12 protein-coding genes are annotated in these 12,158 nt (G+C 45.4%); 9 read left to right on the top strand and 3 right to left on the bottom strand.

All coding sequences use genetic code 11. The features are described from left to right. Window positions 1-48: 48 nt before the first annotated feature. The 6 genes from ACIQXH_RS15540 (at window position 49) to ACIQXH_RS15565 (ending at window position 6,794) form a co-directional block, all read left to right on the top strand. Window positions 49-1,395 (top strand): aspartate kinase, encoded by a 1,347-nt coding sequence (locus ACIQXH_RS15540; protein ID WP_402872014.1) that lies wholly within the window; start codon window positions 49-51, stop codon window positions 1,393-1,395. A 123-nt stretch (window positions 1,396-1,518) separates the two neighbouring features. Next, entirely contained in the window at window positions 1,519-2,706 is a 1,188-nt protein-coding gene (locus tag ACIQXH_RS15545) for a histidine kinase (protein ID WP_403124416.1), read from the top strand. Further along, the gene (locus ACIQXH_RS15550; protein WP_402872008.1) at window positions 2,706-3,365 is read left to right on the top strand and encodes a response regulator; all 660 of its coding nucleotides are present in this window, start codon (window positions 2,706-2,708) and stop codon (window positions 3,363-3,365) included. Before ACIQXH_RS15545 ends, ACIQXH_RS15550 begins: the two co-directional genes overlap by 1 nt. A 142-nt stretch (window positions 3,366-3,507) precedes the next feature. Then, window positions 3,508-4,443 carry an ABC transporter ATP-binding protein gene (locus ACIQXH_RS15555; protein ID WP_403124419.1) on the top strand — a complete coding sequence of 312 codons (936 nt, stop codon included), beginning with the start codon at window positions 3,508-3,510 and terminating at the stop codon, window positions 4,441-4,443. Between the two features lie 12 nt (window positions 4,444-4,455). Then, window positions 4,456-5,649, top strand: coding sequence for an ABC transporter permease (locus ACIQXH_RS15560; protein WP_403124422.1), 1,194 nt, complete (start codon window positions 4,456-4,458; stop codon window positions 5,647-5,649). After that, on the top strand, window positions 5,646-6,794 hold the full coding sequence (locus ACIQXH_RS15565; RefSeq protein ID WP_403124425.1) for an ABC transporter permease: 1,149 nt from the start codon (window positions 5,646-5,648) through the stop codon (window positions 6,792-6,794). Before ACIQXH_RS15560 ends, ACIQXH_RS15565 begins: the two co-directional genes overlap by 4 nt. 34 nt (window positions 6,795-6,828) lie before the next feature. Here the strand turns inward: ACIQXH_RS15565 and ACIQXH_RS15570 are convergent, their stop codons facing one another. Both ACIQXH_RS15570 and ACIQXH_RS15575 read right to left on the bottom strand, forming a co-directional pair. After that, a complete protein-coding gene (locus ACIQXH_RS15570; RefSeq protein WP_403124427.1) occupies window positions 6,829-7,995 on the bottom strand; it encodes an ABC transporter permease in 1,167 nt (388 codons plus the stop codon). Beyond that, complete coding sequence (locus ACIQXH_RS15575) at window positions 7,985-8,737, bottom strand: ATP-binding cassette domain-containing protein (RefSeq protein ID WP_402871994.1); 753 nt, start codon at window positions 8,735-8,737, stop codon at window positions 7,985-7,987. The genes ACIQXH_RS15570 and ACIQXH_RS15575 overlap by 11 nt, the downstream gene beginning before the upstream one ends. A 162-nt stretch (window positions 8,738-8,899) precedes the next feature. On the opposite strand from ACIQXH_RS15575, the gene ACIQXH_RS15580 reads away from it, so the two are divergent. Genes ACIQXH_RS15580 through fosB form a run of 3 tightly spaced genes read left to right on the top strand, consistent with a single transcriptional unit; the run spans window position 8,900 to window position 11,039 of the window. Beyond that, window positions 8,900-9,598 (top strand): LytR/AlgR family response regulator transcription factor, encoded by a 699-nt coding sequence (locus ACIQXH_RS15580; protein ID WP_402871991.1) that lies wholly within the window; start codon window positions 8,900-8,902, stop codon window positions 9,596-9,598. Window positions 9,599-9,610: 12 nt separating this feature from the next. Further along, complete coding sequence (locus ACIQXH_RS15585) at window positions 9,611-10,582, top strand: sensor histidine kinase (RefSeq protein ID WP_403124434.1); 972 nt, start codon at window positions 9,611-9,613, stop codon at window positions 10,580-10,582. A gap of 28 nt (window positions 10,583-10,610) precedes the next feature. Next, on the top strand, window positions 10,611-11,039 hold the full coding sequence (gene fosB, locus ACIQXH_RS15590) for a metallothiol transferase FosB (RefSeq protein ID WP_402958644.1): 429 nt from the start codon (window positions 10,611-10,613) through the stop codon (window positions 11,037-11,039). A gap of 148 nt (window positions 11,040-11,187) precedes the next feature. Here the strand turns inward: fosB and ACIQXH_RS15595 are convergent, their stop codons facing one another. Continuing rightward, window positions 11,188-11,748 carry a nitroreductase family protein gene (locus ACIQXH_RS15595; RefSeq protein WP_403124437.1) on the bottom strand — a complete coding sequence of 187 codons (561 nt, stop codon included), beginning with the start codon at window positions 11,746-11,748 and terminating at the stop codon, window positions 11,188-11,190. Window positions 11,749-12,158 lie beyond the last annotated feature (410 nt).

Genomic DNA, 12,158 nt, shown 5'->3' on the forward strand with positions numbered 1-12,158 from the left:
GGGAGAGTTGATTTTGACAGAATATTTCTAAAAATAGGGGTTGTCGGGATGAAAGTAGCAAAGTTTGGCGGGAGCTCACTCGCGTCGGGAGAACAATTGAAGAAGGTATTCGAAATTGTGGTTTCAGATCCAGAGAGAAAAGTCATCGTTGTTTCAGCACCAGGGAAACGCAATTCTGATGATATAAAGGTGACGGATTTACTGATTGCCGCTGCGGAACGCCAGTTGCATGGGGATGATGGTGGGCTTTTAATAGAAGATGTCGTTTCTCGATATGCGAGTATTGCTGAGGAGTTAGACATTCCAGGAGAGGTCATTGCGGAGATACGTGACAATTTATATAGCCTGCTGCATGCAGACCAGAGTAAACCGAAGCGTTATTTGGATGCCTTGAAGGCGAGCGGAGAAGATAATAATGCGAAGCTGGTTTCAGCCTATTTTCGGAGTCGTGGGGTAGAGGCTCAGTATATGGACCCGATGAAAGCCGGCTTAATTGTGACGGATGAGGGCGGATATACACAGGTGCTTCCTGAATCATATGAGCGTTTATACGCACTTCGTGAGGAGCCGGGTATCGTGGTATTCCCCGGATTCTTCGGATATACAATGGATGGGGATGTTTTAACTTTTTCAAGGAGCGGATCGGATATTACGGGTTCGATTCTTGCAAATGGCGTCAAGGCAGACTTATATGAGAACTTTACGGACGTGGATGCCGTGTACGCAGTGAATCCACATGTGGTGTCCAATCCGAAGGGAATACGTGAATTGACGTATCGGGAAATGCGAGAACTGTCTTATGCCGGTTTTTCGGTCTTTCACGATGAAGCGTTAATCCCTGCATTCCGTGCTGGTATTCCAGTACATATACAGAACACGAACAATCCGAGTGCACAGGGGACAAGGATTGTGAGTACCCGTGATAATATGAATGGGCCCGTCATAGGGATTGCGAGTGACAAAGGGTTTTGCAGTATTTACATTAATAAATACTTGATGAACCGTGAAGTTGGATTCGGTCGTAAATTGCTTCATATTCTTGAAGATTACGGTGTATCTTATGAACATGCCCCATCTGGCATTGATGATGTCACGATCATCCTCCGTCAAGATCAAATGAGTGAAGAGGCCGAGGCGAAAATTGTTTCGCGCATTAAGCAGGAGCTTCATGCCGATCAAGTCATTGTTGAACATAATCTGGCCTTGATCATGGTCGTCGGTGAAGGCATGCGTCATAATGTGGGAACAACGGCAAGGGCATCGAAAGCGTTGGCCGATGCTAAGGTCAACATTGAAATGATTAACCAAGGTTCTTCCGAAGTGAGCATGATGTTCGGTGTGAAGGGTCATAGCGAAGAGACGGCCATCCAGGCGCTATATCATGAGTTTTTTTAAGAATAAGAGAATATGAGACCCTCCAAAACAGGGGGGTTTTTCGTTTGCGGAAAAATAAGCTCTTTATTTTCTACCATAATTTAGGCATGATGGTAGAAGAGAGAAGGAAAGAGGGCGGACGGTATGGGGTGGTTAGTCAATCTACGGATTGTCATGTTCTTGATGATCAGTTTTATGTATTACTGGAGGATTCCGGATTCCAATCCATATGTAAAAGGCCTGCTCATCTTGATCGCTATTGGTTTTATCCTGAATCATTATTTGCTTTTTTATAAGGATTCAATTCAACATGATCTCCGAATCGTCTATTTCGATGGCATCCTCAGTTTTGTATATGGATTTTTGTTCCCCCAGACTACCCTTTATATGATTCTAGTCGGTGTCGTTGCGATTACTGTGTTTATCCTCGTCTCGGAGTCTAAGAAACATAGAATATTTGGCTTGTTTTTTGTATTCCTATGGGGGTTGGTTATGGTTTCGACCTATTTACAAACAGGTACGCTGGATATCATGGATAACCTCATGAGTTTCTCATTTGTCGCCTTTACGTCTGTAGTCGGCAATTTGATCCGGAAACTCACTGAGGCCAGTGATGTGGTGAATGAGCAATACTTACAATTGAATGAGGCGCATGAAGAGCTGTCTGTGGCCCATAAACGGTTGCAGGAATATTCCCTTCAGGCAGAGGAAACGGCAAAAATCAGAGAGAGAAACCGGATTGCAAGGGAGATACATGATACGGTGGGACATAAGATGACGGCCTTATTCGTGCAGATGGAGCTAGCTTATGAACTGATTGACCATGACTTGGAAAAGGCGAAGGGTACGATGAATATTTGCAAGGATTTGGCCCAGGGTGCCTTGGAGGAGGTTCGCTATTCCGTTCAGGCATTGAATGAAGACGAGACGGCTTTCCTGACAAGTGTGAATAGGTTGCTGAATGAATTTCACCAATCGACAGGCCTGAAATCGACTCTTGAACTTTCGGGGGATTCAAGCCTTATTCCCCATACCCTTCAGCCAACACTCATCCGTGTGATTCAGGAGAGTCTAACCAATGCAAAACGTCATGGAAATGCAACGGTTAGTTCAATCAGGCTGGTCTGCATTCCGGAAATGGTGAGGGTTGAGATCCAGGATAACGGCAAGGGTGCAAGCCTTATCATTCCAGGGTTCGGGTTGAAGACGATGCAAGACCGGATTAATGAAATGGGTGGGGTGTTGTCATATGGAAGCAAGGAAGCCCAAGGGTTCCATATGACCGCAGAGTTCCCGTTAAACGAGAAAAAATGGGCGATAGGAGGAACGTGATGATAAGGGTAATGGTGGTTGATGATCAGCCGCTCATCCGTGACGGTTTGGCGGCTTTGTTGAATTTGCGTCCAGAACTGGAAGTGGTTGGCGTGGCAAGTAACGGCATGGAGGCTTATGAACGGTCAGTGGAAATGAAACCGGATATTGTGTTGATGGATATCCGGATGCCACAGACGAATGGTGTGGCAGGGACAAAGTTGATTACATCAAAACTTCCCCATACAAAGGTGCTGATGCTTACAACGTTTCAAGATAGTGCCCTCATTTTCTCAGCATTGGAGGAAGGGGCGAGCGGGTATTTGCTGAAGGACATGTCAGCGGACATGATTGCAAATGCCATCAGGACCGTTCAATCAGGTGGGGTGGTGCTGCCCCCGGAAATCACTATACACATGCTTCGAGAGTTAAGGAGCGAAAAAGAAAGGAAAGCGAGTGAATCGCCTGCTGTCCTTGGTGATTTAACAAACAGGGAATATGATGTCCTTCGGGATCTTGGCCATGGAAAAAGTAACAAGGAAATCGCAGCCACTTTGTGCATCACGGAGGGCACCGTGAAAAACCATGTTTCCAATATCATTTCCAAACTTGAATTACGTGACCGCACCCAGGCTGCCGTTTTTGCCGTACGATATGGGGTCACTACGTTTACAGAGTGAAACTTCCATATCATCCAAGATAGATGACTTTCGGCATAGACGAAGGTCATTTTTTTTTGTGGAATTCTTCCTTGAGGCAGATGGTTTTTTTTTACTTTGGTCATAGAATTAGGGGGAAGCGTCATACGAGGGGGAATGTATCGTGTTAAAGGTGAAAGAGGTCAGGAAATCATACGGGAAGCATGTGGCCGTACAGGATGTTTCCTTTTCGGTGGATAAAGGGGAATCCTTCGGTTTGTTGGGACCAAATGGAGCAGGTAAGTCAACGACGATTGCCATGATTTGCGGGTTGTTGCCTTATGACTCGGGAGACATCCTTATCGATGGTCTTTCGGTGAAAAAACAGCCAAGGGACGTTAAAAAGAAAATTGGAATCGTTCCACAGGAAATTGCCCTGTACCCGACGATGAGCGCACAGGATAATTTACTGTTCTGGGGAAGGATGCAGGGACTGACGAGGGCACAAGGGAAACAAAGGGCAGGGGTTGTGCTTGAAATCATCGGGTTGTTGGATAGGGCCAAAGATAAAGTCGAAACCTTCTCGGGCGGGATGAAAAGAAGGCTGAATATCGGAGCCGCTTTAATGCATGAGCCTGAGCTACTGATCATGGATGAGCCAACGGTCGGAATCGATCCGCAATCCCGCAACCATATTCTAGAAACGGTGAAGCGGTTGAATAGGGAAGGGATGACGGTGATTTATACCAGTCACTATATGGAGGAAGTCGAGCACCTTTGCGACCGGATCGCAATCGTCGATGAAGGGAAAATCATTGCGCTCGGCAAGAAAGAAGCCTTATGTGACACGTTGACGGAGGGAATATTCATCAAACTACAGGTCGATTCCCTCAATGGTATGTGGCTTAAGGAATTGGAAGGGTTGGAGAATGTGGATAGAGTCGTGATCAATGAAGAAACACACACACTAGAAGTCATGGTGACCAATCACCCGAATATCGTCTCTGATATTATAGCTTCTGCTGTGAAGTCCACTGTTAAAGTGCTGTCCTTTGAAAGGAAGGAACCGAATTTAGAGAGTCTTTTCCTACAATTGACGGGGAAATCGCTACGGGATTAGGAGGGGTGGAGAATGAAGAGCTTTCTGATTGCATGGAAGGATTTTAAGATACGGGCCATGGACAGGCGAGGTTTCATGACCATGCTGATTATGCCCTTAATCTTGACGTTGATTTTAGGAATGGCTTTGAAGGATATATTTGGTCGAGATGAAGGGTTTCAGGAAACATCGGTCGGGCTGTACGTGGATAAAAAAGACCCGATGGCCGATGCATTGAAGCAAGATGTCTTAGAAAAGACGGAGTTCCTTACACTAAAAACGGTAGACAGTGAAGAGAAGCTTAAAGAAATGGTGAAAAAGGAGGAAGTTGAAGTTGGAATCCTTATCCCGGCTGAATGGAGTGCAAACCTTGATGAGGCCGTTCTTTACTCGAATCAAGATACTCAACTAAAAGCGACGGTCGTCGAATCGATCATCTCTTCTTTTACCGAGCGGGTACAGACGATTTCAAAGACATCTGAGGCTGTCATGAAAAATGCGACGCAGACACAAGCAGTCGCTACGGGCGAAGGCGCTGGCAAGGAAACTGCAGAGCGAGTATCCATGGAGTTGACGGAAAGTGGAAAGGTGGACATGGAAGTCGGGAATCAATCGGTCGGCGAAACATCCATTTCGTCGATGCAGTATTATGCGGCCGCGATGCTGGTCATGTTTTTGCTTTTTAATGTGACTCTGGGAGCCAAATCCATGATCCAGGAACGTCATACAGACACGCTGGCAAGATTGAACAGTGCCCCGATGAATCAATATTCAATCCTTATCGGGAAGTTCTTGGGCACCCTCTATTTCGCATTCATTCAATTATTGCTCTTTTACGTAGCCACTTCTCTCTTCTTCAACGTCAATTGGGGAGAAAGTCGAGGGCAGGTGGTGGCGTTCGGTTTCATGTATTCCGTCGCCGTCGCGGGTCTGTCCATGTTGTTGGCCGCCTTCATCAGGAAAGAGAAGACAGCCGATTTGATCAGCGGGATCGGCATCCAACTGTTTGCAATCGTCGGGGGTTCGATGCTGCCAATCTATGCGTTTCCTGAGCGGCTTAAAACCATTGCAGCACTAACGCCGAATAATTGGGCACTGACCGGTTTCTTGGACATCATGTCCGGCGTGGGCTGGAGTGGACTGTTGTTGCCGTTTTCGGTTTTGGGGCTAATAGGGCTTGTATCCATGCTGATTGGTGCTTGGCGCTTAAGGGGGAGATATGCTTGAGAAAAGTCTGGAACATCTGCCGCTTTGAAATCCAGCGGGTCTTTAAGGAACGGCAGAGCTATCTTATCATGTTTGCCATGCCTCTTATTTTTACACTTTTATTCGGTACCTTAATGGGATCGGATGATCGAGATCCGCTAGCGGTTACATTCGTGGATGAAGATAAGTCCTTGTTATCGAAATCGCTATTTGAAGAATTGCATGAGAAGAATGCCCTGTTCACCTTGGAAAAGGGTTCTAACCAGGATGCGCTCACGGATCTTGATAATAAAAAGATTGTCGGAGTCATTCATGTCGGTAAGGGATTCGAAGCCAAAATGTTGGAGGAGGACCTTCCCAATGTCCGGTTTGAACATATTCCCGAGTTCACCACGCCCCAAACGATCACCGGGTATCTTTCAAATAAGCTTTCGAAACTGAATATCGAAATGGCCGGTTCCCTCGTTTGGAGTGAACAGAGCGGCGAAGACTGGAAAAAGCTATATGGAAAGCTGAGAAAGGAATCGGCTACGGAAGAATCAGGTCTGAAACAGGTTACCCTCGGTGGAGGCCAGGTTAATGAGCAGGGAGGTTTTTCGAGCAGCGCTTCCGGGTTTTCCATCATGTTTTTGATGATTACGATGATGAGTGTCACGGGTACGATTTTAGAGGCGAGAAGTAACGGCGTATGGTACCGTTTACTGTCCACCCCGGCATCACGTTTTGAAATAGCTTTCGGTTACCTACTTTCCTTCTTCATGATTGGCTGGATTCAATTTGGAATCTTGATGCTGGCGACTTCTATCTTTTTTGATGTTAGCTGGGGAAATCCCATCTATTTGGTGCTTCTCGTTTCTGCCATGTTGTTCGCGATTGTAGGCCTGGGCCTGATGATTTCGGGCTTTGTAAAAACGGTCGAGCAACAGTCTGCAATCGGAAACCTCGTCGTCATTTCCACCTGCATGATTGCCGGTGTGTATTGGCCACTGGAAATCGAGCCTGCCTTTATGCAGAAGATGGCGGAGTTCCTGCCTCAGAGGTGGGCCATGAAGGGGCTGACGGATATTGCGGGAAATGGGTCCCTCCCTATTGAATCAATCGCTATCTTACTGTTATTCGGACTCGTGTTTTTATTACTGGGCATACGGAGGATCCGATTTGAATAAGAAAGACGCGCTGGTAGCTCAGCGCGTCTTTTACTTAATTCAATACCCATTTGTCTTTCAAGAATAATAGTCTTGATACAGTGAAAAAGATGGCAATGGAGACGATAAGGCTACCTGCTGTCAGTACGATATTCTGGTAGTCGATGACGCCGTAAAGCAGTTCCTTAAAAAGGGCGAATATATTGAAGAATGGAATCAAGAAATGCTTGGTCGTCAATTCGTGCAGGCCAGTGCCTCCTAGGAATAGGACAGGCAGGACACCGAGCATCGTAATCGGCGATAGGTAGTTCTGCGACTCTTTCACGGTTTTGGATATGATGCTGGCTGACATTTGCAGGGCGCCAATGAATAGAGAAAATAAAATGGTGATCAATAGGGCGGTCGGAAGAATCAACCATAGGTCACTACCGAAATGAAAGCCCTTTTTCAATTCTTCCGTTAAAAACATGAGTTCCAAGGTGACAACAAGGATCGAGACGATTCCCGCCAGGGCCCCGATGGAGGAGATCGTCAGCCATTTGGCTAGCAGGATCTTTCCACGGCTAACGGGTGTCATAAGTAAAGCTTCCATCGTTTTCCGGTCTTTTTCCCCGGCAAATGAGTCAGAGGCAAGCGGATAGGCACCCGTACTGATCGCCATCGTGATGATCATGGGGAGAAAGAGCGATAGTATGCTCAAGGAGGCACCATTATCGCTATCTATCCCGGCCTCTTTGAAGTCGACCTTTAGCGGGCTGATCATGTTAGTATCCACATTGATCGATTGCAAGCGCTCCTGGATGATTTGTTTTTCAAAGAGAGTTAAGGCTGACTCGACCTGTGAAAGGACGAAGGAGCCATCTTGGCTATAGGAGTCACCTGAAAGGCTGAATGTGACTTGTTCCCCCTTTTTGATTTGCTCCATGAACTTATCACTAACCTGTAGGGCAGCAGCGGCTTTTCCGTCTTGGACAGCGTCTGTCGGACTCTTGAACGATTGGACATCAATTTGAGGGAAGTCCTTCAGTAGTGATTTGGCGTCCGTCGTGAATGATGGATCTACAGCAAGGGTATGGGTTTCCTCTTCATCCGTTGCCATCATGCTCTCATAAAATAACGTCAGTCCCGTCAACAAAAGGATGGGAAGAAATACACTTAATAATAGCGTCCGGCGGTCCCGTAAAGCTTCCTTCAACTCTTTTATATACATATTAAGAAACATGAGACTGATTCCCCCTTACAAGTTTGGACATGAATATATAATTCAGATCACGGCTATTCTCTTCCTTATATAGAGATTCCAACTGGCCTTCATACACCATTTCCCCTTTGTGCATCATGGCTACAGAGTCACATAGCAGGGTCACTTCCTCCATGATATGGCTTGAGAATATGATGGTTTTGCCTTGATTCTTTAGCCGAAGAACAAGCTGGCGGAATACATTCGATGAAGTGATATCGAGTCCTGTCGTCGGCTCGTCAAACAGGATGATTTCTGGGTCATGGATGAGCGTCCGCGATATGGCCACTTTTTGGCGCATGCCTTTAGAGAATCCGCCGACTTTACGATCGAGATAATCCTTCATCCCGAACATGACGGCCAGTTCTTCTATCCTCACCTTAGTTTCGTGCTTGCTCAAACCGTACAGAGTGGCGAAATAGGCGAGATTTTCACGTGTGGTTAAGCGGTCGTACAGGCCGGTTTCCCCTCCGAACAGGACACCAATCTTTTTCTTGATCTCGTTGGGATGATCCAATGTATCGAATCCGGCCACTTTGATAGACCCTTCTGTCGGTGTCAGGAGTGTGGCAATCGAACGTAACAGCGTGGTCTTTCCGGCACCATTTTCCCCTAGTAATCCGACAATCTGGCCTTTTCCGATGGTAAGGGAAACATGTTTAAGGGCGGTGATGAATGTTTTTTTATCTTGGAATGTTTTTGTGACTTCATGTATTTCAATCATTTTTCTAACCTCCTACATCTCTTTTGGTTAACTCAATCATACAAATAAAGGAGAGGGGAATCTGTAGTTATGTCGCGAAAGTGCCGTTTTATGTCGCGAAAGTATCGATTTTCCATATTTTGATGGTAAAATAAAGGTAATTTCAGAGAAGGAGAGTTGTAGATGAAGGTAGGCCTTGTGGATGACCGGAAGATTGATTTGGATAAGTTGAATGGGATCGTGGCCCAAATGCCTGGCATCGAATTGGTTTTTTCTACGGATTCCGCTGAATATGCGTATGAGCAGATCAAACAGGAAACGATAGATTTGCTGATTGCGGATATCGAAATGCCTAACTTGTCCGGATATGAAATGGCCGACATCATCCATTCCCATGCATTGAACATAGCGGTCATTTTCGTGACAGGTACGAGCGGGTACGCCGTCCATGCCTTTGAGCTCAATGTGCATGACTATATTATGAAGCCCTATTCGAGAGACAGGCTCATCAAATCAATCGAACGGTTCCGGGAAAAGTCAAGAACCGCTGAAGTGGCGGGAAGGCTGTTTATAAAACAGAAAAATGATATTCATATTTTGCAGAAGAAGGACATTATTTTCATTGAACGTTCAGGGCGTTCAACGACCATACATACTAAAAACGGTCCTATCAAAACCTATCAAACATTGAATGAATTGGAGGGAGAACTGCGGGAAAGGGACTTTATCCGTTCACACCGTTCTTTCATCATTAATATTCATTTTGTGAAGAACTTTTCACTGTACGCCAAAAACTCGTATGTCGTCAGCTTTGACGGGATCCAGGAACAGGCGATGATCACGAAGGAAAGGGTGGACTTCCTGCAAGTCCAATACTTTTAAGGTGTGAAAACTATGTATGCATTCATTATAGCCATATTGGGGGTATGGCATCTCTACGAAATAATTAGACTATCACCTTGGCAGATCTCTCCTTCGCTAGTCATCCTTCTGATTTGTCTGATTGGCATGGGACTTTACCTCAAGTTCCGCCCCTTATATAAAAAAGCTTCCCTAGGAATCTATATGGAAGGAACTCTATGGGGCATGCAGCTTATCGTCATTCTTCTCTATTTTTCCATGCCACCCTCCCTTTCGTACTTAGGATTAGCTGCGACTTTTATAGGAATCGAAACGGTCCGCCTCCATATGTCTGGAATGGGGGATCGTCTAGAAAGAGAGCAAAAAGGAATGGAAAAGGAGCGACTGCAGGTCAATGAAACGTTCCGGGTGGTCCGCAGTCAGCGCCATGATTTCCTGAAACATGTATCAGCGTTGCAGTTTATGATGGAGCAGGACGAGATGGCTGCCGCGAAAGAATATATGAATGAGTTGGTGGATGGCTTTGAAGAAACGAATCTTTCCATTAAAGGAGAAAAGGGGGTCGTCGCCGGGATCCTGCATCAAATGTTCCGCAAGGCCAAGGAAGAACGGATCCAGATGACCTATCACTTCGATGTGCCGCTCTCGTCCCTCCCTTTTTATGATCAGGACCTTGTCGCCCTGATTGGGAACGTGCTTGCCAATGCGGTGGAAGCGGCAAAAGGATGGCAGGAAGAAAAAGGGGGCAGTGCTCAAGTCACGCTTCAGTTTTACAAACGGAGTGGGGTCTATATTCTGACTTGCACCAATCATTGCCTGACGATTCCTCCCTCCATCTTGGATACGATGTTTGAGAAATACGGACAAACGACGAAGGATGGTGAACACGAAGGAATGGGAACGAAAATCATCTCCGATATCGTAAGGAAACATCAAGGCCATTTGGACTTTACGTATAAGAACGAGGAATTCATATTGAAAATCAAGGTCCCGGCCATCGTGTAAGAGGTTATTTGTGCGAAAAGGGAGGAGGATGGTCATCCATATTCAAGGATTGAATCACTTATTATTTTCCGTTTCGGATTTAGAGAAGTCCATTGAATTCTATCAGGCCGTTTTTGGGGCGAAATTGTTAGTGAGAGGGAACCAAACGGCATACTTCGACCTGAATGGGATATGGCTGGCTCTCAATCTGGAAAAGGATATTCCGAGAAATGAAATAAAAGAATCGTATACGCATGTCGCATTTTCCATTACCGAAAAGGATTTTGATGGCATCCAGGACCGGCTTGAGCGTTTACAGGTGAATATTCTTAACGGCAGAAAGAGAAATAAGCGTGATAATAAATCCATCTATTTTACTGACTTGGATGGCCATAAGTTCGAATTCCATACGGGAACGCTAGAGGAAAGACTAGATTATTATAAACAGGAAAAGCCGCATATGAGGTTTTTCCAATAGATTGATATAATGCAGGGATTGACCGATAAATGGGACGACTTGACTGATAAAAAGTCCAGTTTGACCGATAAAGGACTTAATTTGACCGATAAAAGACAAAAACGGGTTGAAAAAGGAGCCTCCAATAAGCTTGGAGGCTCCTCCCGATTCAATCCATTATGGTGAGCAGTTCATCTATTGGTGTACGCGGACGGGGCGTAGGAATCATGTCCGGGTATCCGACGTGCAGGCTTCCGACGATCTTCTCCCCGGGTTTTACGCCTAAAGCTTCGCGGAATTCTTGGCTGTGAATCATGCCGTACGTTTCCCAAATCATGCCGATTCCTTGTTCCCAGGCAAGTAAACTGAAATTCTGGATCAAGGCGCTCGTGGCTGCATAATCCTCTTCGCGGGTCATGAGATTCGGATTTTCCTCCATGATGACCGCAACGAACATCGGAACGCCGTTCAGTTTATTGTACCCACGCTGACCGGCTTCTTTCTTCTTTGACGGATCCTTTTCTTTACCTGCCATAAAGGCCCGTGTCGCTTCTGCTAGCTTCACGCGGCTGTCACCGTGAACAACGACGAATCGCCACGGTTGGGTCATTTTATGATTGGGTGCCCACGTGGAAGTTTCCAAAAGTGATTGAATGGTTTCGAGGGGAACGGGTTGGTCCTTGAATCGTTTGATGCTCCGTCGTTCTTTTATGATTTGTTCTAGTCTCATATTTGTATTTCTCCTTATTCTTAATGATCTATGTATAGGAATTGTTTTTTTGAAAAAAAAGGACCCCGGATGCCTAATATGCTTTAAATTGAATAAACTGACTTGAATAAAGAGGGGGCAATATTCTAGTGACTTGCATTCGCAACTAAGCATATAATTTTTACTAGGCACAGAGAGACCGGGGCGACATTGTATCTATGTACAATATCAAATGGGTACGATAAGAAATTATCGTAGTACTTAACAAAATTCAGAGATCGATAATGAAATTGAAAATCATTATCAATTAGAATTTTCTCTTATTTCCTGTTTTTTGTCAAGAGGATCTCGAAAAAAATTAAAAAACTTTTTCCAATGCTAACCAAGCTTGCTAATTCTTTTATTAAATCTGTATAAAAATGTATAATGAA

The organism is Peribacillus sp. NPDC097225, assembly GCF_044761955.1.
Taxonomy (GTDB): Bacteria; Bacillota; Bacilli; order Bacillales; family DSM-1321; genus Peribacillus.